At 64.9% G+C, this 22,917-nt stretch carries 21 protein-coding genes; 13 read left to right on the forward strand and 8 right to left on the reverse strand.

What is annotated here, in order from left to right:
• Window positions 1-101: 101 nt before the first annotated feature.
• Window positions 102-581: an OsmC family protein gene (locus AC07PT_RS06930; protein WP_494656222.1), complete on the forward strand. Its 480-nt coding sequence runs from the start codon at window positions 102-104 to the stop codon at window positions 579-581.
• Window positions 578-1,048, forward strand: a complete 471-nt coding sequence (locus AC07PT_RS06935) for a GNAT family N-acetyltransferase (RefSeq protein WP_494656223.1) — start codon at window positions 578-580, stop codon at window positions 1,046-1,048. The genes AC07PT_RS06930 and AC07PT_RS06935 overlap by 4 nt, the downstream gene beginning before the upstream one ends.
• 51 nt (window positions 1,049-1,099) lie before the next feature.
• Here AC07PT_RS06935 and AC07PT_RS06940 read toward each other — a convergent pair whose 3' ends face one another.
• Entirely contained in the window at window positions 1,100-1,681 is a 582-nt protein-coding gene (locus tag AC07PT_RS06940; RefSeq protein WP_494656224.1) for an NADPH-dependent FMN reductase, read from the reverse strand.
• Between the two features lie 127 nt (window positions 1,682-1,808).
• Between AC07PT_RS06940 and AC07PT_RS06945 the strand changes: the two genes are divergently transcribed.
• Window positions 1,809-2,288: an EVE domain-containing protein gene (locus tag AC07PT_RS06945; protein ID WP_494656225.1), complete on the forward strand. Its 480-nt coding sequence runs from the start codon at window positions 1,809-1,811 to the stop codon at window positions 2,286-2,288.
• Here AC07PT_RS06945 and AC07PT_RS06950 read toward each other — a convergent pair.
• On the reverse strand, window positions 2,277-3,188 hold the full coding sequence (locus AC07PT_RS06950; protein ID WP_494656226.1) for a LysR family transcriptional regulator: 912 nt from the start codon (window positions 3,186-3,188) through the stop codon (window positions 2,277-2,279). The two genes, AC07PT_RS06945 and AC07PT_RS06950, sit on opposite strands and share 12 nt — an antisense overlap.
• Before the next feature lie 140 nt (window positions 3,189-3,328).
• On the opposite strand from AC07PT_RS06950, the gene AC07PT_RS06955 reads away from it, so the two are divergent.
• The 3 genes from AC07PT_RS06955 to AC07PT_RS06965 all read left to right on the forward strand — a co-directional run bounded on the left by AC07PT_RS06955 (window position 3,329) and on the right by AC07PT_RS06965 (window position 4,929).
• Window positions 3,329-4,174, forward strand: coding sequence for a sterol desaturase family protein (locus AC07PT_RS06955; RefSeq protein ID WP_494656283.1), 846 nt, complete (start codon window positions 3,329-3,331; stop codon window positions 4,172-4,174).
• 90 nt (window positions 4,175-4,264) lie between these two features.
• Window positions 4,265-4,513, forward strand: a complete 249-nt coding sequence (locus AC07PT_RS06960; protein ID WP_494656227.1) for a type II toxin-antitoxin system HicA family toxin — start codon at window positions 4,265-4,267, stop codon at window positions 4,511-4,513.
• Entirely contained in the window at window positions 4,510-4,929 is a 420-nt protein-coding gene (locus AC07PT_RS06965) for a toxin-antitoxin system HicB family antitoxin (RefSeq protein WP_494656229.1), read from the forward strand. Before AC07PT_RS06960 ends, AC07PT_RS06965 begins: the two co-directional genes overlap by 4 nt.
• Window positions 4,930-5,043: 114 nt before the next feature.
• On the opposite strand, the gene AC07PT_RS06970 is transcribed toward AC07PT_RS06965, so the two are convergent.
• From AC07PT_RS06970 to aceE, 6 genes are all read right to left on the reverse strand, one after another.
• Window positions 5,044-5,337 (reverse strand): helix-turn-helix domain-containing protein, encoded by a 294-nt coding sequence (locus tag AC07PT_RS06970; protein ID WP_492346644.1) that lies wholly within the window; start codon window positions 5,335-5,337, stop codon window positions 5,044-5,046.
• Entirely contained in the window at window positions 5,334-5,657 is a 324-nt protein-coding gene (locus AC07PT_RS06975) for a type II toxin-antitoxin system RelE/ParE family toxin (RefSeq protein ID WP_494656231.1), read from the reverse strand. The genes AC07PT_RS06970 and AC07PT_RS06975 overlap by 4 nt, the downstream gene beginning before the upstream one ends.
• Window positions 5,658-5,879: 222 nt before the next feature.
• On the reverse strand, window positions 5,880-7,691 hold the full coding sequence (gene lpdA, locus AC07PT_RS06980) for a dihydrolipoyl dehydrogenase (protein WP_494656233.1): 1,812 nt from the start codon (window positions 7,689-7,691) through the stop codon (window positions 5,880-5,882).
• Window positions 7,688-8,278: an MFS transporter gene (locus tag AC07PT_RS06985; RefSeq protein WP_492346642.1), complete on the reverse strand. Its 591-nt coding sequence runs from the start codon at window positions 8,276-8,278 to the stop codon at window positions 7,688-7,690. The genes lpdA and AC07PT_RS06985 overlap by 4 nt, the downstream gene beginning before the upstream one ends.
• Window positions 8,279-8,363: 85 nt before the next feature.
• Window positions 8,364-10,013, reverse strand: a complete 1,650-nt coding sequence (gene aceF / locus AC07PT_RS06990; RefSeq protein ID WP_494656235.1) for a dihydrolipoyllysine-residue acetyltransferase — start codon at window positions 10,011-10,013, stop codon at window positions 8,364-8,366.
• Between the two features lie 19 nt (window positions 10,014-10,032).
• Entirely contained in the window at window positions 10,033-12,747 is a 2,715-nt protein-coding gene (aceE, locus tag AC07PT_RS06995; RefSeq protein WP_494656236.1) for a pyruvate dehydrogenase (acetyl-transferring), homodimeric type, read from the reverse strand.
• A gap of 166 nt (window positions 12,748-12,913) precedes the next feature.
• On the opposite strand from aceE, the gene AC07PT_RS07000 reads away from it, so the two are divergent.
• The 7 genes from AC07PT_RS07000 (at window position 12,914) to AC07PT_RS07030 (ending at window position 22,879) form a co-directional block, all read left to right on the forward strand.
• Window positions 12,914-15,457 (forward strand): PAS domain S-box protein, encoded by a 2,544-nt coding sequence (locus tag AC07PT_RS07000; RefSeq protein ID WP_494656237.1) that lies wholly within the window; start codon window positions 12,914-12,916, stop codon window positions 15,455-15,457.
• Between the two features lie 3 nt (window positions 15,458-15,460).
• Window positions 15,461-16,087, forward strand: coding sequence for a response regulator transcription factor (locus AC07PT_RS07005; RefSeq protein ID WP_019576848.1), 627 nt, complete (start codon window positions 15,461-15,463; stop codon window positions 16,085-16,087).
• An 87-nt stretch (window positions 16,088-16,174) separates the two neighbouring features.
• The gene (gene folD, locus AC07PT_RS07010) at window positions 16,175-17,032 is read left to right on the forward strand and encodes a bifunctional methylenetetrahydrofolate dehydrogenase/methenyltetrahydrofolate cyclohydrolase FolD (RefSeq protein ID WP_494656238.1); all 858 of its coding nucleotides are present in this window, start codon (window positions 16,175-16,177) and stop codon (window positions 17,030-17,032) included.
• A 31-nt stretch (window positions 17,033-17,063) separates the two neighbouring features.
• Entirely contained in the window at window positions 17,064-19,085 is a 2,022-nt protein-coding gene (locus AC07PT_RS07015) for a M3 family metallopeptidase (RefSeq protein ID WP_494656239.1), read from the forward strand.
• 36 nt (window positions 19,086-19,121) lie between these two features.
• Window positions 19,122-19,823 (forward strand): DUF4124 domain-containing protein, encoded by a 702-nt coding sequence (locus tag AC07PT_RS07020; protein ID WP_494656240.1) that lies wholly within the window; start codon window positions 19,122-19,124, stop codon window positions 19,821-19,823.
• A gap of 282 nt (window positions 19,824-20,105) precedes the next feature.
• On the forward strand, window positions 20,106-20,924 hold the full coding sequence (locus AC07PT_RS07025) for a phosphate/phosphite/phosphonate ABC transporter substrate-binding protein (RefSeq protein WP_494656241.1): 819 nt from the start codon (window positions 20,106-20,108) through the stop codon (window positions 20,922-20,924).
• Window positions 20,921-22,879 carry an ATP-binding protein gene (locus tag AC07PT_RS07030; RefSeq protein ID WP_494656242.1) on the forward strand — a complete coding sequence of 653 codons (1,959 nt, stop codon included), beginning with the start codon at window positions 20,921-20,923 and terminating at the stop codon, window positions 22,877-22,879. The genes AC07PT_RS07025 and AC07PT_RS07030 overlap by 4 nt, the downstream gene beginning before the upstream one ends.
• The last annotated feature ends 38 nt before the right edge of the window (window positions 22,880-22,917 follow it).

The raw sequence follows: 22,917 nt of genomic DNA on the forward strand, positions 1-22,917 counted from the left end.
CCGATGGCTCCCCTGTTTCATGGTCAATTGGCTCCTTGAACGGATCATGATCAAAATAGACTGGGGGATCATTTCACCAATCAGAGCGAAACGGAAACCCCATGGCCCATTACACCGCCAGCGTGCGCTGGCAACTCGATGGCAGCAGCTTCAGCCAGCGGCGCTACAGCCGGCGCCACCTATGGCACTTTGATGGCGGTGTGAGCGTACCGGCCTCGTCATCGCCCCATGTTGTGCCGCTGCCTTGGTCCGATCCAGCGGCGGTCGACCCTGAGGAGGCCTTTGTGGCGGCCTTGTCCAGCTGCCACATGCTGTGGTTTCTGGACCTGGCGGCACGGGCCGGCTGGGACATCGTGTCGTATGACGACGAGGCCAGCGGCGTGATGGCCGCCGATGCCCAAGGCCGGCAAGTGATGACCGAGGTGACTTTGCGGCCGGTGGTACGCCTGGCAGCGGGCGTCGAGCGCGATCAGGCGGCCCTGCAGGCCTTGCACCACCGGGCCCACGAGGCCTGCTTTCTGGCCAACTCAGTGCGCACCCGCATCGAGTGCGAACCCAGCTTTGCCATGGAGGCGCCATGAACACCGGCAGCACCACGAACAGCGGAGGCATCGTCATTGCGCCCTTGCAGGCCGGCGACCGGACCGACTGGCTGCCGCTGGCACAGGCCTACAAGGCGTTCTACCAGACCCCCACCCGAGACGCCGAGTACCAGCGGGCCTGGGAGCGCTTGCTGGCCGGCGACGGTGTGCAGGGCCTGGGCGCCCGCGTGCAGGGGCAATTGGTGGGCATCACCCACTACCTGTTCCACACCAGCACCTGGGCACCCCGGGTCTGCTACCTGCAAGATCTGTACGTGTCGGAAGCCCACCGCGGACAAGGCACGGCAGCCGCGCTGATCGAGGCCGTGGCCAAGGCGGCGCAGCACGGCGGCGCGCAACGCCTGTACTGGCTGACCCAGTCGGACAACCTGCGGGCACGCCGCCTGTATGACCGGGTGGCCGAACACCGGGGCTTCATCCGCTACGACCACCCACTGCCCGGCTGAAGAGACCGGGCCGAAGAAGCCAGGCTGAAGCAACGAGCCAAAGAGGCGCGCTCAGTCGCCCTGCACGGCACGGGTCAGGCGGCTCAAGGCCTCCAGCACCCCCTGCACGGCCTGACGGGTCTTGTCGTCGCTCAGGGCACCCTCGGCCGTGAAGGCCTCGGCTGCACGCCCCAGCGCGTACTGCTGCGGCACCACCAGTGATGCAAAGTTCATCTGCAGATACTGGCGCACGTAGTTGAGCGCTCGCAAGCCCCCCATGGGGCCGGGCGAGGCCGACAGCAGCGCCGTGGGCTTGTTGGCCGTGGCCGCGACACCCGTGGGCAGGCGCGACAGCCAGTCGAAGGCGTTGATGAACAAGGGCGTCGGGAACCCGTTGTACTCGGGCGTGACCACCACCAGGGCATCGCTGTCGAGCAAGGCCTGCTGCAGGGCCGTGGCCCCGGCGGGCACGCCGGAGGCGGCCTCGGCGTCACCGTCGTACAGGGGCAGGTCCAGGGCCCGCAGATCCAGTTCATGGGGCACAAAGCCGGCCTGGGTGGCACCCAGCGCCACGGCATGGGCCAGTCGGCGATTCAGCGAACCCTGGCGGGCGCTGCCGGAAATGATCAGAAGACGCGGAGATGGGGTGGACATGAACAAGGCTCCAAGGCGGGGATTGGCGACAATGCCAGACAGTGCATATGCACCGGGCTGCGCCATTGTGCAGCCCCCATCGTCCGCCGTCTGTCAGACAAAACTAACGTTGATCAGAATCCCGCCCATGAACCCTGCCCCCCGTTATTGGTTGATGAAATCCGAGCCCGAAGAATGCTCGATCGACGACGCCCTGGCCGCCCCAGAGGCCACCGTGCCCTGGACCGGGGTACGCAACTACCAGGCCCGCAACTTCATGTGTGACCAGATGCAACTCGGTGACGGCGTGCTGTTCTACCACTCGAGCTGCGCCGAGCCCGGCATCGCGGGTCTGGCCCGGGTGGCCTCGGGCGTGCGCCCCGACCCCACCCAATTCGACGCCACCTCGCCCTACTTCGATCCCAAATCGCCGCCCACGGCACCACGCTGGCTGCTGCTGGATGTGCAGGCCTTGCGCAAGACCCGGGTGGTCGGCCTGGGTGAGTTGCGTGCCCAGCCCGAACTGGCCGAGATGACGGTGTTGCAGCGAGGCAATCGCCTGTCCATCACCGAAGTCACGCCTGAACAATGGGCGTTCATCGAAAGCCGCCTGCTGTCAGGCGCCTGAGCCTTGACCCTCCAGCGCAAAGCGCTGAAACAGTTCGATCACCTTCAAGGCCATCGGGGCCGGCGTGCGATGGCGCAGGCGCACGATGCCCATGTCGGCGTACACCACCGGCAGTTCGGGCAGCTCCAACGCACGCAGCAGACCTTGCGCCACCAAGTCGGCCACCGCCAATTCGGTGGTGGCAATCACGGTGTCCGTGCCCAGGCCGATCTGCTGCAACAGCCTGGGGTCATCGCACTCCAGCGCAGGCTGGGTCAGTGCGTCGCCACCTCCCAGCTTGGCCAGCACGGTCTTGAGTGCTTCGGGCAGGCGGGTGGTCCCGACGCCGTAGGGCCAGACCTCGGCCAGGCGATGCGTTCCCGGGCCCAGGGGGTGCTCGGCCCGCACATAAAAACGCCCGGCCTGCCGCATCAACGGCTCGACCTGCAAGGCCGGGTCGGTCGGCAGGTCGCGCACCTCGGCCACAAAGAACTCGATCTGCTCCAGCCGCAAGCGCTCCAGCAGCAAAGCCCAGTTGTTGATCTCCAAGCGCATCCTGATCTGGGGATAGACCTGGCGAACCTCGGCCACCACGTGGGGCCCCAGGGTCACATTGGGCATGGGCCCCATGCCAAAGGCCACATCCCCGAGTTGGTGTTCGAGGTAGAGGGCCAGGTCACGCTCCAGGCAGCGGGCCTCAAACAACAGACGGCGCGCACGCTCCAGCAAAAAGGCACCGGCCGGTGTCGGTCGCACCTCCCCGGGCTGGCGCTCGAACAACCGCAGGCCCAGCTGGGCCTCGATGGCCTGGATGCTGCGGCTGAAGGCTGGCTGGCTCAGGTGCACCCGCGCCGCCGCACGCGCGAAATGGCGCTCCTCGGCCAAGGCCAGCACATGACGGTATTGGTTCAGGTTGATCATGGTCAATGCAGCAATCACATCATGATGATGCAGACAATGCAATAGACACATTAAAACACCCGTCTTACATTCGCAAAAAAACGAATGGAGACTTGCCCGTGACTGCCAACCAGTTCCAGAACACCCTCATCCTGTGCTTCATGATCGGCTTCGCGCTGATGGAGTTCATCACCCGACGCTACCAACGCACGGTGACCGCCAATGCCAACGACACCAAGCTGGAACTGCTGATGTTCCTGAGCCTGCTGGCCATCACCCAGCCCCTGGCCTTGCTGGCCACCGCCAAGCTGGGCTCCTGGCTGGCCCCCGACTGGCACAACCGACTGGCCGACCTGCCCGCCTGGGCCATGGTGGGCCTGCTGCTGGTCGGCGACGACATGACCCAGTACTGGTGGCATCGCCTGTCGCACTCGCCCCTGATGTGGCCCCTGCACCGGGCCCACCACTCGGCCAGCTACATGAGCATCCGCATCACCTACCGCAACAACTTTTTCTACTACCTGATGATGCCGGGCCTGTGGATTGGCGGCGCCCTGCTGTACCTGGGCGTGGGGGGCATGGTCTATGCCAGCTACATGATCGTGAAGCTGCTGGTGATCCTGGGCGCCCATTGCGCCTGGCGCTGGGACGAGCCGCTGTACCGCATCCGCGCCCTGCACCCGCTGGTGTGGCTGCTGGAGCGCACCGTCTCCACCCCGGCCACGCACTGGGCCCACCATGCCATCACCAATGAGGACGGCATCGGCCACTACAAGGGCAATTTCGGCAACCTGCTGTTCTTCTGGGACGTGCTGTTTGGTTCCGCCCACATCACCCGCCGCTACCCTGCCCAGGTGGGCCTGATCGACGACCGGCTGTTTGGTGAGGAAAAGTGGCAGCACCAGATGTTCTACCCGGTGCTGCAAAGCCAGCGGGCGCACAGCGCGCTGAGGGCGGGTGGCAAGGCTTATGAGGAAAGGGGCGACTTGGCGAGCAAACAAGCTTGAGCTGGAAGCTCCCTGTTCAAGCCGACGACTTGCCCCATGGGGGGCGGCAGCGGCACCCGATCATGATATCTTGGGCAATATCATGGCAAAATGAATACCGCAGCCAAACTGCTGAGTGCCATGCGGCGCAACCCGAGCGATTGGTCCATGCCAAACGTGCTGCGCCTGGCCCGGCACCATGGCTTGGAAGTCAGAAACAATGGTGGTAGCCACTGTGTTTTCTCTCACCCGCTGCTGGCCGAGCACCTGACCATACCGGCTCGGCGCCCCATCAAACCCCTCTACATCAAGAGGTTGGTCACACTGATTGATCAAGTCCAGGCATCGTCTTCATCATGAGTCCCGTGCGAATCCCCTCCGTGCAGCCCCCTTTCCCTTTTGAGGCCTACAGCCATGTGCTGGGCCCCATCGCAGCGGAGGATGGCGGCGGCTATCAGTTCAGCATGCCCGATTTTCCGGGCCTGCTGGCGGATGGAGACTCCGAGATGGAAGCCATTGCCGACGGACGCGAGGCTTTCCTGGCGGTTGTGAGCGCCCTTGTGGACCAAGGGCTCCCGATTCCGGCGCCACAGTTCAAGATCCAGGATTTTGCGCCGGTTGCCGCATCAGGCCGATTGCTGACCCGCGTGCCCAAATCCATGCACCGCCAACTGGCCGCACGTGCCAAAACCGAGGGGGTGTCGCTGAACACCCTGGTCCTCACCCTGATCGCCGAAGGCCTGGGGCGACGCAGCGCTGTCGACCTCACCCCCTGACCGAGCCGGCTTAACGCACCATAAGTTCATGAAAAAAGCCACCGCCTTGGATCATGGGTGGTACCTTGCGGTGCCAGGCTCGGACGAGCCCACGTTGCACACACCACTGCGGGCTCAGGCACCACTGCCCTGGGGCAGCTCCAACTTGATCACAGCTCGATACCCCAAAGCTTTGGCGTAGCGCTGTACTGTTTGCATCGAAGGCTGGCGCCCGCCACTCTCCAACCTGGCAATCGTGCTTTGGCTTGTGCCCATGCGCTGGGCCACCTCGGCCTGGGTCAGGCCTGCACGATGACGAGCCGCGATGAGTTCTCGCGCCATTTCGAACTCATCGGCCAATCTGTCGTACTCGGCTTGAGCTTCTGCCTCAGCGAGCAGGCTGGGTTTGAAATCTTTCAAGCTTTTCATATCACCGCCTCTGATCTGTCTAAGGCCATCTCAATCGCTTTTCGGGGTGTGGCCTGGGTCTTCTTCACGAACACATGCAGCACGATCAATCTTTGCCCGCTGATCACGGCATCGACGGCCCGAGAAATGCCATCGCGCCCCCGCAGCCGCATTTCCCACCGTTTGTTTTCAAGCGGCCGCACGTGCGGCAAGCCGACTTGCTGGGGCCCCAGGTCCTCCAGCAACTCGGCAATCCGCAGGAAGCGGGCCTTCATGTCCGCAGGTAACGCTCCCAATTCGGGCTCTGCCAACGGGTGAATCACAACGGTCCAAGCGCTCAAATTATATCCTTTTGGGTATTTTTTGAGGTCGCGGTCAACACCTGTGCCAGAAGACCTGCGTCAAAACCCCAATGAAAAAGCCTCATGGGACGAAACGTCGCATGAGGCTTAGGAGGCATTTTCAGACGCAGGGCTGCACGGCAGCCAGAGCCCAGGCCGCATCCCGCCCTGAAGGTCAGGGTGGAAGGGCGAAGCGGGGCGGGGCCATCAGGCCCCTGCTCCTTACTTGCGCGCTGGCGGCAGGTCGGTGCAGCTGCCGTGGGCGGCTTCGGCGCACAGGCCGATGCTTTCGCCCAGCGTGGGGTGCGGGTGGATGGTCTTGCCGATGTCGATCTCGTCGGCGCCCATCTCGATGGCCAGGGCCACCTCGCCGATCATGTCGCCAGCGTGCGTGCCCACCATGCCGCCACCCAGGATGCGGTGGGTCTCGGCGTCGAACAGCAGCTTGGTGAAGCCTTCGTCGCGGCCGTTGGCAATCGCACGGCCCGAGGCGCTCCAGGGGAACAGGCCCTTCTTGACCTTGATGCCCTGGGCCTTGGCCTGGTCTTCGGTCAGGCCCACCCAGGCCACTTCGGGGTCGGTGTAGGCCACGCTGGGGATCACGCGGGCATTGAAGGTGGCGCTGGCCAGTTCCTTGTCGCCCTTGAGTTCGCCGGCAATCACCTCGGCCGCCACGTGCGCCTCATGCACCGCCTTGTGCGCCAGCATGGGCTGGCCCACGATGTCGCCGATGGCGAAGATGTGCGGCACATTGGTGCGCATCTGGATGTCGACGTTGATGAAGCCCCGGTCGGTCACGGCCACGCCGGCCTTGTCGGCGCTGATCTTCTTGCCATTGGGCGTGCGGCCCACGGCCTGCAGCACCAGGTCGTAGGTCTGCGGTGCGGGCGCCGTGCCGCCTTCTTCGGCCGCGGCAAACGTCACCTCGATGCCTTCGGGCGTGGCCTTGGCCGACACCGTCTTGGTCTTGAGCATGATGTTGTCGAAGCGGTGGGCGTTCATCTTCTGCCAGACCTTGACCAGATCGCGGTCAGCGCCCTGCATCAGGCCGTCCATCATCTCCACCACGTCCAGGCGCGCGCCCAGGGTGCTGTATACCGTGCCCATTTCGAGGCCGATGATGCCGCCACCCAGGATCAGCATGCGCTTGGGCACTTCCTTGAGCGCCAGCGCGCCGGTGCTGTCGACCACACGCGGATCGTCAGGCATGAAGGGCAGGCGCACGGCTTGCGAGCCGGCCGCGATGATGGCGCGCTGAAAGCCGATGGTCTGGGCCTTGCCCGTGCGCACCTGGGCTTCGCCGCTGGTTTCTTCCACCTGCAGCTGGTGGCTGCTGATGAAGTTGCCGTAGCCCCGCACCACCGTCACCTTGCGCATCTTGGCCATGGCGGCCAGACCGCCGGTCAGCTTGCCGATGACCTTTTCCTTGTGGCCGCGCAGCTTGTCGATGTTGACCGTGGGGGCCCCGAAATCGACGCCCAGATCGGCCATGTGGCTGACCTCGTCCATCACCGCCGCCACGTGCAGCAGCGCCTTGGAGGGGATGCAGCCCACGTTCAGGCACACGCCACCCAGGGTGGCATAGCGCTCGACCAGCACCACCTTGAGGCCCAGGTCGGCCGCGCGGAAGGCGGCCGAGTAGCCACCGGGGCCGCCACCGATCACGATCACGTCGCAATCGATGTCGTTGCTGCCCGTGGGCGCTGCGGCCACCGGGGCCGGGGCGGCAGCCACCGGCGCAGGGGCTGCGGCAGCGGGTGCCTGGGCTGCGGCAGCAGGCGCTGCAGCGGCAGCACCGGCCACTTCGAGCGACAGGATCACCGAACCCTCCGCCACCTTGTCGCCGAGCTTGACCTTGAGTTCCTTCACCACGCCGGCGTGCGACGAGGGGATCTCCATCGAGGCCTTGTCGGACTCGACCGTGATCAACGATTGCTCAGCCTTGACCGTATCGCCGGGCTTGACCAGCAGTTCGATGATGGCCACTTCGGAAAAGTCACCGATGTCGGGGACCTTGATGTCTATCAGGCTCATATGGAACCTTTCAATTTGATCGTGAAGATGTTGATGGGCGCGGCCGAGTTGCGGTCGAATTCGCAACTGGCGGCCAGGCCGGCCTCGGCCACCTCGCGGGCGGTCTTGGCCCGGGCGTAGGTGGCATGCATGGCGCCGAGGGCAAAGCTGCGTCCGGAGCCGATGCCCCAAAACTCTTTGAACTCGAACACCTCGCGGTAGCTGTACAAGCCATAGATGCCGCTTGCGTTGGCAATCAGCACGCTGAACTGGCTGGACTCGTAGGGGTCGTTGTCGTCTTCCTTGGTCTGCAGAAAGAAGGTTTCTTTCAGCAGCGGGTGCAGTCGCGTGAAGGTGTCAAACACCTCGTCGCGGCTGCCCAGACGCAACTGATCCTTGGGCAAGGCATTCAGCGCCTTGCGCAGCACCGGGAAATGCGCCACGGTGCCGGCCATGCCGATGTAGCTGGGGCCGCCCATCGCATCGACCTTGAAGAGCTTTTCATTCTCTTCAAAGCGCTGCGACAGCCGGGTATCGCCAAAGGTGACCAGGGTATCGGCCGCAATGGCCACCTGCCCACCCTTGCGCACGACGACCACGGTCGTCATGCGCAGGCCCCCTGCCCCATCGGGCACACGCCGGCCTGCCGGGCGCCGCCAGCCCACACCACAGCGAGCGTGGGGTGCCGTGCCGTCACAGCAGGACGCGACGGAAGTCGGCCAGGATCTGACCCAGGAAGGCGTTGAAGCGCGCGGCAGCCGCCCCGTCGATCACGCGGTGATCCCAGGTCAGCGACAGCGGCAGCATCAGGCGCGGCTGGAAGGCCTTGCCGTCCCACTTGGGTTCGATCTGGCTCTTGCACACGCCCAGGATCGCCACCTCAGGCGCATTGATGATGGGCGTGAAGTAACGCCCACCAATGCCGCCCAGGCTGGAGATGGTGAAGGTGGCACCGCTCATGTCGGCCGGGCCCAGCTTGCCATCACGGGCCTTCTTGGCCAGTTCGCCCATTTCCTGGCTGATCTGCAGCACGCCCTTCTTGTCGGCGTCCTTGATCACCGGAACAACCAGGCCGTTCGGGGTGTCGGCGGCAAAACCGATGTGGTAGTACTGCTTGTAGACCAGCGAGTCGCCGTCGAGGCTGCTGTTGAACTCGGGGAACTTCTTGAGCGCGGCCACCGAGGCCTTGATCAGGAAGGCCAGCATGGTCACCTTGACGCCGCTCTTCTCGTTCTCCTTGTTGGTGGAGACGCGGAAGGCTTCGAGGTCGGTGATGTCGGCATCGTCATGGTTGGTGACGGCCGGGATCATGATGGCGTTGCGCAGCAGGTTGGCGCCGCTGATCTTCTTGATGCGACCCAGTTCCTTGCGCTCGATCGGGCCGAACTTGGCGAAGTCGACCTTGGGCCAGGGGATCAGGCCCAGCTCAGAGCCACCACCACCGGTCGAAGCCGGAGCCTTGGCGGCCTGTGCCTTGGTCTGCACCGCACCGGCCATCACAGCCTTGGTGAAGGACTGCACGTCGGCCGGGGTGATGCGGCCCTTCAGGCCCGTGCCCTTGACCTCTTCGAGCGGCACACCCAGTTCGCGGGCGAACTTGCGCACCGAGGGCGAAGCATGCGGCAGCGCAGCCGAAGGCGTGCCCGGCTGGTGGGCCGGCACGGCCAGGGCAGCGGGCGCGGCGGCCACGGCAGCCACAGCAGCAGCAGCTACCGGGGCAGCAGCTGCGGCGGGAGCGGCGGCCGGGGCCGCGGCGCCAGCGACGCCTTCCAGCACGGCGATCAGGTCACCGATGTTGACCTTGTCGCCGATCTTGACCTTGAGCTCCTTGAGCACGCCGGCATGCGACGAGGGGATCTCCATCGAAGCCTTGTCGGATTCGACCGTGATCAGCGATTGCTCGGCCTTCACGGTGTCGCCGGGCTTGACCAGCAGTTCGATCACGGCCACGTCCTTGAAGTCGCCGATGTCGGGCACCATCACATTGACCGGGCCGGCCGCAGCGGCCGGGGCCGCCACAGGTGCCGCCACCGGAGCGGGTGCGGCAGGGGCCGACGCCGCAGCAGCCGGCGCGGCGGGTGCTGCAGCCGGGGCTTCGGCGACACCCGCCACCTCCAGCGCCACCACCACCGAGCCTTCGGAGACCTTGTCACCGAGCTTGACCTTGATTTCCTTCACCACGCCGGCATGCGACGAGGGGATTTCCATCGAGGCCTTGTCGGATTCGACGGTGATCAGCGACTGCTCGGCCTTGACCGTGTCGCCCACCTTGACCAACAGCTCGATGACGCCCACTTCGTCGAAATCACCGATGTCGGGGACCTTGATATCTACCAATGCCATGTTGTGTCTCCTGGCCGTATCAGGCGTACAGCGGGTTGATCTTGTCGGCCTGGATGCCGTACTTGGCAATGGCCTCGGCCACCTTGGCCACGGGCACGGTGCCTTCTTCGCTCAGCGCCTTCAGTGCAGCCACCACAATGTAATGGCGGTTGATCTCGAAGTGCTCGCGCAGCTTGCTGCGGAAGTCGCTGCGACCAAAACCGTCGGTGCCCAGCACCTTGTAGGTGCGGCCCTTGGGGATGAAGGGGCGGATCTGCTCGGCGTAAGCCTTCATGTAGTCGGTCGAAGCCACCACCGGGCCATTGTGGGCGCCGAGTTGCTGGGCCACGAACGGCACACGCGGGGTTTCCAGCGGGTGCAGCAGGTTGAAGCGCTCGGCTTCCTGACCGTCGCGGGTCAGTTCGTTGAAGCTCGGGCAGCTCCAGACGTTGGCGGCCACGCCCCAGTCCTTCTCCAGCAGCTCTTGCGCAGCAATGCTTTCACGCAGGATGGTGCCCGAACCCAGCAATTGCACGCGCGGGGTCAGCTTGGCGCCTTCCTTGCACAGGTACATGCCCTTGATGATCTGCTCTTCGGTGCCGGGCGTCAGGCCGGGCATGGCGTAGTTTTCGTTCAGCAGGGTCAGGTAATAGAAGACGTTGTCCTGCTTTTCAACCATGCGCTTCAAGCCATGGTGCAGGATCACGCCCACTTCGTGTGCGAAGGTCGGGTCGTAGCTGACACAGTTCGGGATGGTGCCGGCCAGGATGTGGCTGTGACCATCTTCGTGCTGCAAGCCTTCGCCGTTCAGCGTGGTGCGGCCCGAGGTGCCGCCCAGCAAGAAGCCGCGGGCCTGCATGTCGCCAGCCGCCCAGGCCAAATCGCCAATGCGCTGGAAGCCGAACATCGAGTAGTACACGTAGAACGGCACCATGATGCGGTTGCTGGTGCTGTAGCTGGTGGCCGCAGCAATCCAGCTGCTCATGCCGCCGGCCTCGTTGATGCCCTCTTGCAGGATCTGACCGGCCTTGTCTTCGCGGTAGTACATCACCTGGTCCTTGTCGACCGGGGTGTACTGCTGACCTGCCGGGTTGTAGATGCCCACCTGACGGAACAAGCCTTCCATACCGAAGGTACGGGCTTCGTCCACCAGAATCGGCACCACGCGCGGGCCCAGGGCCTGGTCACGCAGCAACTGGGTCAGGAAACGCACATAAGCCTGGGTGGTGGAGATCTCGCGGCCTTCGGCCGTGGGCTCCATCACCGACTTGAACACCTCCAGCGAGGGCACGGTGAACTGCTCGTCGGCCTTGGTGCGGCGGTGCGGCAGGTAACCCCCCAGGGCCTTGCGGCGCTCGTGCAGGTACTGCATTTCCGGGGTGTCGTCGGCCGGCTTGTAGAACGGGATGCTCGGCAGGTCGCTGTCCGAAATCGGGATGTTGAAGCGGTCGCGGAAGATCTTGATGTCTTCGTCGGTCAGCTTCTTGGTCTGGTGAACGTTGTTTTTGCCTTCACCGGCCTTGCCCATGCCAAAGCCCTTGACGGTCTTGATCAGCAGCACGGTGGGCTGGCCCTTGTGCTTGGTGGCGGCGGCGTAGGCGGCATACACCTTCTGTGGATCGTGGCCGCCGCGGCGCAGCGCCCAGATTTGCTCGTCGCTCATCTTCGACACCATTTCGAGGGTGCGCGGATCGCGGCCGAAGAAATGCTTGCGCACATAGGCGCCGTCGTTGGCCTTGAACGACTGGTAGTCGCCGTCCAGGGTTTCCATCATGACCTTGCGCAGCGCGCCGTCCTTGTCGCGGGCCAGCAGCGGATCCCAGTCAGAGCCCCACAGCAGCTTGATCACGTTCCAGCCAGCACCGCGGAACTCGCCTTCGAGCTCTTGCACGATCTTGCCGTTGCCGCGCACCGGGCCGTCCAGGCGCTGCAGGTTGCAGTTGACCACGAAGATCAGGTTGTCGAGCTTTTCGCGCGCCGCCAGACCGATCGCGCCCAGCGATTCCACTTCGTCCATCTCGCCGTCGCCACAGAACACCCACACCTTGCGGTTTTCGGTGTTGGCAATGCCGCGGGCATGCAGGTACTTCAGGAACCGGGCTTGGTAGATCGCCATCAGCGGGCCCAGGCCCATCGAGACGGTCGGGAACTGCCAGAACTCGGGCATCAGCTTGGGGTGGGGGTAGCTCGACAGGCCCTTGCCGTCCACTTCCTGGCGGAAATGCAGCAATTGCTCTTCGGTCAGGCGGCCTTCCAGGTAGGCGCGGGCGTAAACGCCAGGCGACACGTGACCCTGGATGTAGAGGCAGTCACCGCCATGGTTTTCGCTCTCGGCGTGCCAGAAATGGTTGAAGCCGGCGCCAAACATGTGGGCCAGCGAGGCGAACGAGCCAATGTGGCCGCCCAGATCACCGCCATCCAACGGGTGGTGGCGGTTGGCCTTGACCACCATGGCCATGGCGTTCCAGCGCATGTAGGCGCGCAGACGTTCTTCGATTTCGATGTTGCCAGGGCAGCGCTCTTCCTGGTCGGGCTCGAGGGTGTTGACATAACCGGTGGTGGCCGAAAACGGCATGTCGATGCTGTGCTCACGCGCATGTTCGAGCAATTGCTCAAGCAGGAAGTGGGCGCGCTCTGGGCCCTCAGCGTCGATCACGGCGGACAGTGCGTCCATCCACTCACGGGTTTCTTGGTTGTCCAGGTCTTGTGCCGGGTTGGCAGCAATGCCGGGCACGTGCTCGGGTTGGGCTGACATGCTTGTCTCCTGCTAAAGGGGTTGCGTCATGATTTTGACGGGGCGAGTGTCTCACAAAAAATTCAAATTTCAAATTATGACCTTCGATTTCGCATTATGAACTCACATGTTTTCCACCTCCGATACATGACCTGACACTTGAGCCCCCTCCCCTACACTTGAGGGCATGCAACCGTCTGATTCCGCCGTGCCGTCCAGCGCCGGCAAACTGCGCACTGTCGCCTGGATCCGCCATTGGTGGGGTCAACAATCCCCCAACCGGCAGGACCGCTTTGCCATGCTGGCCCCGCTGGTGGCCGTGGTGATGTTTTTGGCAGCCATCGGTTCTGCATTCTGGTACCTGAGGGCCGAGGAAATCGAGCGCGAGCACGAAGCCGTGAAACGAGATGTGGAATACGCCCAGCAGCGCCTGCGCCTGCGCCTGCTGGAGCGACAGGAGCAACTGATGCGCCTGGCCCGCGACGTCTCCAACCGCGAGCTCAACCGCAACGACTTCAACGCCCGCGCCGACAACCTGATCAACCAATACCCCGAGCTGCAGACCCTGAGCTGGATCGACGACAAGCGGCGGGTGCGCGCCTCTCGCGCGGCCCCCACCGTGCCGGGCTCGCGGCTGCTGAACCCGGGCGACACCCTGCGCGCCGGCGAGACCGACGAGACCTATGGCCTGACCAAGGACCTGCAGCAGCCGGTCTACTCTCAACCGGTGGGCAATGAGGAGTCAGCCCAGTTGCAGCTACACGTTCCCCTCAATGAACAGGGTCGCTTTGCCGGTGTGGTGGCTGCGGAATACTCGGTCGACGGCCTGCTGCGTTATGGCGCCCCCACCGAGGTGCTGGCCAAGTACGCGGTCTCTCTGATCGATGCCAAGGGCCATTTGCTGGCTGGGGCCGTGCTGCCCCCGCACAGCAAAGCCAGCCGCCTGCTGCCCTGGACGGTCAAGGCCAATGAATTCGAGGTGCCCGTGTCGCCCATCGGCAACAGTCTGCTGCTGCGTGCCCAGGGTTACCGCACCTCGCTGGGCCTGATCGGCAGCGGGCAGTTCTGGCTGGTGGGCGTGCTCAGCGTGATGACGGCCTGGATGCTGATCGCCAACTGGCGCCACACACGCCGACGCGTGCGCACACAAGAGGCCCTGGTGGCCGAGACCAATTTCCGCCGCGCCATGGAAAACTCGATCCTCACCGGCATGCGGGCCATGGACATGGACGGCAAGGTCAGCTATGTGAACGCCGCGTTCTGCCAGATGACGGGCTGGACAGCCCAGGAGCTGGTCGGCCAGACCCCGCCCTTCTCTTACTGGCCCGAAGAGGACCACGCCGCACTGGCTGCGCGCCTGCGCGACGAACTGTCAGGCAAGACCATCCAGGGCGGCTTCCAGGTAAAGGTCAAGCGCAAGAGCGGCGCCCTGTTCGATGCGCGCCTGTATGTGTCGCCCCTGATCGACGCCCATGGCCACCAGACCGGCTGGATGACGTCGATGACCGACATCACCGAACCCAACCGCATCCGGGAGCAGCTCTCGGCCTCGTACGAGCGCTTCACCATCGTGCTGGAGGCGCTCGACGCCTCGGTGTCCGTCGCACCGCTGGGCAGCGAAGAGCTGCTGTTTGCCAACAAGCTTTACCGACTGTGGTTTGGCGCCCACACGGGTGGCCACCTGCAGCTGGTGGTCCAGGCTGGCGTGCCCACCAGCCAGTCGCAGGAGCAATCGCTCGATGACGTGGACGGCCTGGCCGGCCTGCCCACCGAATCGCTCACCACGGCCCAGGCCGAAAACGCCGAAATCTTCGTGCCCGAGCTGGGCAAATGGCTGGAAGTGCGTTCACGCTACCTGAACTGGGTGGACGGCCGCCTGGCCCAGATGGTGATCGCCACCGACATCACCCCCCGCCGCCAGGCCGAGGAACAGGCTGCAGCCCAGGCCGAGCGGGCGCAAAACGCCAGCCGCCTGATCACCATGGGTGAAATGGCCTCCAGCGTGGCGCACGAGCTCAACCAGCCGCTGACCGCCATCAACAACTACTGCAATGGCATGGTCTCGCGCATCAAAGACCAGCAGATCACCGAAGAAGCCTTGCTGGCCGCGCTGGAAAAGACCTCCAAGCAGGCACAGCGGGCTGGCCAGATCATCCAGCGCATCCGATCTTTCGTGAAGCGCAGCGAACCCAACCGCACCCTGTCGGACATTGGCGGCATGGTCAGCGAGGCGGTCGAGCTGGCCGAAATCGAACTGCGCCGGCGCAACGTGCGCCTGAGCTACTACGTGGCCGCCCGCCTGCCACGCCTGCTGGTCGACCCCATCCTGATCGAGCAGGTATTGGTCAACCTGATGAAGAACGCCTCCGAGTCCATCGACGCCGCCGACCGCCCCTCCCCGCGCCGCAGTGTGGAGTTGCGCGTGGTACCGCGCCAGGTCGATGGCCAGAACGCGGTCGAATTCTCGGTGGTCGATACCGGGCAGGGCCTAGCCCCCGAGGTGCTGGAGCGCCTGTACGAAGCCTTCTTCTCGACCAAGGCCGAAGGCATGGGCATCGGCCTCAATCTGTGCCGCTCCATCATCGAGTCGCACAGCGGCCGAATGGAGGCTGAGAACCTCTACAATGGCGCCGACATCACAGGTTGCCGGTTTTCCTTCTGGTTACCTGTGGCCCAACAGCCCATTGAGGGCGCTGCACGTTCTGCTGAACAGACAAGGATCCCGGGGTAACGCATGAGTTTGATTCCAAAGAAGGGCACTGTTTACGTTGTTGACGATGACGAAGCCGTCCGTGATTCCCTGCAATGGTTGCTCGAAGGCAAGGATTACCGGGTTCGCTGCTTCGAATCCGCTGAAGCCTTTCTGAGCCGCTACGACCCGCGTGAGGTCGCCTGCCTGATCGTCGACATCCGCATGGGCGGCATGACCGGTCTCGAACTGCAAGACCGCCTGCTGGAGCGCCGCTCCCCCCTGCCCATCGTCTTCATCACCGGCCACGGCGACGTGCCCATGGCTGTCAACACCATGAAAAAGGGCGCCATGGATTTCATCCAGAAGCCCTTCAAGGAAGAAGAATTGCTGGGCCTGGTCGAGCGCATGCTCGAACACGCCAAGGGCGCCTTCAGCGAGTACCAGCAGGCCGCCAGCCGCGACGCCCTGCTGTCCAAGCTGACCTCGCGCGAAGCCCAGGTGCTGGAGCGCATCGTCGCCGGCCGCCTGAACAAGCAGATCGCCGACGACCTGGGCATCAGCATCAAGACGGTCGAGGCCCACCGCGCCAACATCATGGAAAAGCTCAATGCCAACACCGTGGCCGACCTGCTGAAGATCGCGCTGGGACAAAACGCCCCGAAAGCCTGATCACCCCCATTTTTGCTATCAACGTCATAGCCAACTTCGCCCGCCTGATTGCTTCCAGCGGGCGTTTTTACTTGAGAATCCGAAAACATGACCGCACAACTCATCGACGGCAACGCCCTCTCCAAGCAACTGCGCGCCCAGGTGGCCGAACGCGCCTCTGCCCTCAAGGCCCAGGGCGTCACCCCCGGCCTGGCCGTGGTGCTGGTGGGTGACAACCCGGCCAGCCAGGTGTATGTGCGCAACAAGGTCAAGGCCTGCCAGGACAGCGGCCTGCACTCGGTGCTCGAGAAATACGAAGCCGACATGAGCGAGGCCGACCTGCTGGCCCGCGTCGAGGCCCTGAACAACGACCCCAGCATCCACGGCATCCTGGTGCAACTGCCGCTGCCCGCGCACATCGACGCCCAGAAGGTGATCGAAGCCATCTCGCCCCTGAAAGACGTGGACGGTTTCCACATCGCCAGCGCCGGTGCCCTGATGACAGGCATGCCCGGCTTCTGGCCCTGCACCCCCTACGGCTGCATGAAGATGCTCGAATCCATCGGCTACGACCTCAAGGGCAAGCACGCCGTGGTGATCGGGCGCAGCAACATCGTGGGCAAGCCCATGGCCCTGATGCTGCTGCAGAAGAACGCCACCGTCACCATCTGCCACAGCGCCACCCGCGACCTGAAGGCCCAGACCCTGCAGGCCGACGTGATCGTGGCTGCCGTGGGCAAGCGCAACGTGCTCACCGCCGACATGGTCAAGCCCGGTGCCGTCGTGCTCGACGTGGGCATGAACCGCAATGACGAAGGCAAGCTGTGCGGCGACGTCGACTTCGACGGCGTGCGCGAAGTCGCCAGCCACATCACCCCCGTGCCCGGCGGCGTGGGCCCCATGACCATCACCATGCTTCTCGTCAACACCCTCGAAGCCGCAGAACGTGCGGCCTCTGGGGCTTGAAGCCAGCCCTTTCGGCGCCACCATCCAAAGCATGAGCAATCCACTCCTCGACTTCTCCGACCTGCCCCTGTTCGACCGGATCCAGCCTGACGACGCGGCCCCGGCCATCGACGCCTTGCTCGCCGATGCCAACCAGGCCCTTGAAACCGTCACCGCCCCCGGGTTTCCAGCCGACTGGCTGGCCATCGCGCGGGTGCTGGATGTGGCCACTGAACGCCTGGGCCGCGCCTGGGGTGCCATCAGCCACCTGAACGCCGTGGCCGACACGCCCGAGCTGCGTGCCGCCTACAACGAGGCCCTGCCCCGCGTCACCGAGTTCTGGACCCGCCTGGGCGCCGACGAACGCCTGTACGCCAAGTACAAGGCCATCGACGTGGCCAGCCTCAACACCGAGCAGCGCCAGGCCCACCTGAATGCCGTGCGCAATTTCGTGCTTTCAGGCGCCGAGCTGCAGGGCCCTGCCCGTGAGCGTTTCGCCCAGATCCAGGAACGTCACGCCGAGGTCACCCAGAAGTTCAGCGAGAACGCGCTCGACGCCACCGATGCCTTCGCCTACTACGCCAGCGAAGACGAGCTGGCCGGCGTACCGGCCGACGTGGTGCAGGCGGTCCGCCAGGGCGCCGAGGCCGAAGGCCAGGCAGGCTACCGACTCACGCTCAAGATGCCGTGCTACCTGCCCGTGATGCAGTACGCCCACAGCAGCGCCTTGCGCGAAAAGCTCTACACCGCCTATGTCACACGCGCCAGCGAGCTGGGTGATGCCCGCTTTGACAACACCCCGCTGATCCGCGAGATCCTGGCCCTGCGCCACGAAGAAGCCCAGCTGCTGGGTTACGCCAACTTTGGCGAGGTGTCCCTGGTGCCCAAGATGGCCCATTCGCCGGCCCAGGTCAGCGAGTTTCTGCGTGACCTCAGCCGCAAGGCCCGGCCCTACGCCGAGCAAGACCTGGCCGACATGCGCCAGTTCGCCGCCACCGAACTGGGCCTGGCCGATCCCCAGCCCTGGGATTGGCCCTACATCGGCGAAAAGCTCAAGGAAGCGCGCTACGCCTTCAGCGAGCAAGAGGTCAAAGAGTACTTCACCGCCCCCAAGGTGCTGGCAGGCCTGTTCAAGATCATCGAGACCTTGTTCGAAGTCAACATCCGGCGTGACCAGGCCCCGGTCTGGAACCCAGCCGTCGAGTTCTACCGCATTGAACGCAACGGGCAACTGGTGGGCCAGTTCTACCTCGACCAACCCGCCCGCACCGGCAAGCGCGGTGGCGCCTGGATGGACGACGTGCGCGCCCGCTGGCTGCGGCCCGACAACGGCCAGTTGCAAACCCCGGTGGCCCATCTGGTGTGCAACTTTGCCTCCGGCGTGGGCGACAAGCCGGCCCTGCTCACGCACGACGACGTGATCACCCTGTTCCATGAATTCGGCCACGGCCTGCACCACCTGCTGACCCAGGTCAGCGAGCGCGACGTATCAGGCATCAGCGGGGTCGAGTGGGACGCCGTCGAACTGCCCAGCCAGTTCATGGAGAACTTCTGCTGGGAGTGGGACGTGCTGCGCCACATGACCGCCCACGTGGACACCGGCGAGCCCCTGCCGCGCGCCCTGTTCGACAAGATGATCGCGGGCAAGAACTTCCAGAGCGGCCTGGGCACCCTGCGCCAGATCGAGTTCTCGCTGTTCGACATGGAGTTGCACACCCGGGCCGACGCACCCGACGCCTTCATGGACGTGCTGGCCGCCGTGCGCCGCGAAGTGGCCGTGCTGCAACCGCCGGCCTTCAGCCGTACCGCCCACACCTTCAGCCACATCTTTGCCGGTGGCTATGCCGCCGGCTACTACAGCTACAAGTGGGCCGAAGTGCTGAGTGCCGATGCCTACGCCGCCTTCGAAGAAAGCGTGCTGCCCGATGGCAGCCCCAACCCCGAGACCGGCCGGCGCTATCGCCAGTCCATTCTTGAGGCCGGTGGCAGCCGCCCGGCCATGGAATCGTTCAAGGCCTTCCGGGGCCGTGAACCCAGCCTGGATGCGCTGCTGCGCCACCAGGGCATGAACTGAGACCCTGCCCCTGCAGACAACCCCTGCTCACTGACCATGGCCGCCCCCACTTCAGCCTTTCAGACCTCGACCTCGGTCAGACACCTGCGGGTGTCCGGCCCCCTGCTGCTGGGGGCTCTGCTGGCCCTGGGAGCGGGGCTGATGGCGGCCCCCCCCGTACAGGCGCAGCAGGTCTACCGCATCGTGGGCCCTGACGGCAAAGTCACGTTTTCAGACCGGCCGCCCGAAAAACCCGATGCCAAGGTCGCCACCGTGCGCTCCGGCAGCAGCCAGGCCGAGGCCAATGCCACCCTGCCACCCGACCTTCGGCGCATGGCCAACCAGTACCCCGTCACCCTCTATGTGACCCGTGACTGCGATGTCTGCAGCGCCGCACGCCAGGTGCTGACTAGCCGTGGCATCCCGTTTGCCGAAAAAACCATCATTTCCAACGCCGACATCAGCGCGTTCAAGCAGCTCAGCGGCAGCGACACCCTGCCCGCGCTGAGCATCAGCAGCCAGTTCCTGCGTGGCCTGCAGGAGAACGAATGGAAGAGCTACCTGGATGCTGCCGGCTACCCGCCCCAGATCCAGCTGCCTGCCGCCTACCGCCGCCCGGCCCCTGAGCCACTGGTGCCCGCGGGCGATGCCCCAGCCAAGCCCCTCAGTGACACCAAGCCCAAAGCGAAGCCCGCCCCTGAATTGCCGGTGGCCCCCAGACGCGCCACTGAAAACAACCCCGCAGGGCTTCAGTTCTGAGCCTGCGCCTTTGCCGTCGGCTCTTTTGCAGTCGGCACTTTCAAGCCTGCGCTTTTGGGTCGGGGCCCCCTCTCGGCTCAGGCTGGATTCAAGCGCCTTCAAGACGACCTTGGTCAACAGCAGGGGCCTCCAAAGCGTGCCAAGGGCTCACGAAGCCACTAAACTCGGAACCCGTCCGTCGTCAGAAATGAGCGGGTGATGCCGCCGCGGCGGGCTCACCGCTGCCGGCTGTCTTCTTCAAGGTTTCTCATGCGCACTTTCCTGCGGGCTCTGGCCCTGCTCATGCTCCTCCCCCTGCTGGGCTTGGCCGGTTTGGCCTCGGCAGCCCCAGGCCCCACGGGCGCGGCCCCCTTCCGCATCGGGGTGGCCCCCCACTCCAGCGCCCGGGTGATTCTGGAGATGTACCAGCCCCTGCGTCTGTACCTTGAAAAAGCCCTGGAACACCCGGTCGAGATCGTGACCGCGCCCGACTTCACAGAATTCGCACGCCGGGCCCTAGCCCAGCAATACGACATGGCCATCACCACCGGCCACCAGGCCCGGCTGCTGCAGACCGACGCCGCCTACCGCCCTCTGCTCACCTACCAGAACGACTTCAAGGCCGTGGCCCTGGTGGGCCCTGACAGCGACTACCGCAACCCACAAGACCTCAACGGCAAACCCGTGATCGGCCTGTCGGCCAGCTCGCTGGTCACCCTGTGGGGGCAGCACTGGCTGATCCGCAACAGCGTCAGCAACACCACCATGCGCTACGTCAGCGCGTCAGACAGCGTGGGCCAATTGCTGCTCAAGGGCGAAGGCAGCGTGGGCTTCATGTCGCTAGCCAACTTCCAGAACCTTCAGCCCGCCGTGCGCGACCGCCTGCGCGTGGTGGCCGAAAGCCTGCCCATGGCCGGCCGCGTCTACGTGCTGAACCAGCGCCACGCCAAACGCTATGACGAGATCCTGGCGCATCTGCGTGCATTTGCCGACACCCCCGAAGCCAAGCAGTATTTCAACCGCTACAACCTGGGCGGGTACCGGGCCCTGGAGCCGCGTGAGCTGGTGGCCCTGGAGCCCTACGCCAACGAGGTCCGGCTGGCGCTCAAGCAAGGCAAATGATGCGCCTGCACCTGCCTTGGCGCACTGTGCGCGGGCGCCTGCTCATGGCCGCCCTGCTCGTCGAAATGGTGATGCTCGCCTTGCTGGTGGGCAACAGCCTGCGGCTGCTGCACGACGCCATGGGCGACCAGGCCCGCGAGCAAGCCGACCAGATCGCCCCCGTGCTGTCGGCGGCATTGGTGGCCCCGCTCGCGCAGTATGACTACGCCACCGTGCAGGCCGTGCTCGATGAAAGCCATGCCATCCATGGCATCGAATACCTGGCCGTGACCGATGCCAGTGGCGAGGTGGTGGCCACCAGTGGCTGGCCCACTGGCAAGGCCCTGCCCCCGGTCACGGGTGAGTTCAACCTCGATGCCGCCAACACCCCGCCCCGCTACGACATGGCCCTGCCCATCCGCCAGTCAGGCCAGACGCTGGGCAAGCTGCAGTTCGGCCTGGACCTGACCCGCATCCTGGTGGCACGCCAGCAGCTGGTCACCCAGGGCGTGCTGATTGCGCTGTCCGAGCTGCTGCTGTCGGCGGGCCTGCTGACGCTGCTGGGCCTGCTGATCACGCGGCAGTTGTCGGTGCTGACGACCGCCAGCCTGCGCGTGGCCCAGGGGCAGCTCACCATGCAGCCCGTGCCCGAAGGCCAGGATGATGTCGGCCGCCTGGGTGCCGCCTTCAACGTGATGTCGCGGGCCATTGCCGAGCGGGTGGAACAACTCACCCGTGCCAACCAGGAGACCGCCGACATTGCTGCCTCGCTGCAAGAGCGCAACCGCGAACTGGCCCTGAGCCACGCCCAACTGAGCGCCGAGAACGCCATCCGGCTCAAAACCCAGCAAGAGCTGGAAGACGCCCTGCAGCGCATCGGTGACCGCAACGAGCAGCTCAATGCCATCTTCGAGCTGAGCCCCGATGGCTTTGTGGCCTTCGACAGCGAGCAACACGTGAAGTACGCCAACCCGGCCTTCCACCGCCTGACTGGCCTCAGCACCAGTGACGTGGTGGGCCTGGACGAAGCCTGCTTTTCAGCGCGCCTGGCCCAGGCCTGCCAGCCCAAGGCCCGCTTTCCGGGGCTGGCAGCCTTGCTGGAGCCGTCCCATACCGGGCGTGGCCCGGGCGCCGGCCCGCGCCATCAGATCGAACTGGCGGCGCCCCTCCACCGGGTCTTGCAGGTGGCCCTGCGCGAATCGGCCGCCGAATCGGTGTCGCAGATCCTGTACCTGCGCGACGTGACCCACGAAACCGAAGTGGACCGCATGAAGAGTGAGTTCCTCTCACACGCGGCCCATGAGTTGCGCACCCCCATGGTCAGCATCTTTGGCTACACCGAGCTGATGCTGCACATGCCTTTCAAGGAAGAAAAGCGCAAAGAGGTGCTGGGCATCATCTACCGCCAGTCCGAACTGATGATTGCCATCATCAACGAACTGCTGGACCTGGTGCGCATCGAGGAGCGCCGCGGCCAGGACTTCGACTTTCAGGCTGTCGATGCCGACGCGCTGACCCGGCAGGTGGTGGTCGATTTCGGTGTGCCCGCAGGCCGGCAAGGCCCGCTGTTGCCGGCCGAAGCCGGCCCGATGTGGGTGCGGGCCGACCGCAAGAAGCTGATGCAGGCGGTGCGCAACATCGTCTCCAATGCCTACAAGTATTCGCCCGACGGGGGCGACGTGAGCGTGAGCCTGCTGCAGGCCCACCCCGACCAGCCCGGCCGCCTGGGCATCCGGGTGCGCGACCAGGGCCTGGGCATGACGCCCGAGCAAGTGGCTCGCGTGTTCGAGCGCTTCTACCGCGCCGACACCTCGGGCCAGATCCCGGGCACCGGCCTGGGCATGAGCCTGGTCAAAGAGATCATCGAGCTGCACGGCGGCACGGTCGAGCTGCACAGCGAGTTGGGCCAAGGAACCGAAGTAACCCTGTGGGTGCCTGTGACGGAAGGTCCGGCACCTGCACCTCCCTCGGCCTGATGTCGAAGCATCCCCCCAAACAGAAGGGCCCCGCGGGG

This window comes from Curvibacter sp. GW821-FHT09D12, assembly GCF_059416245.1.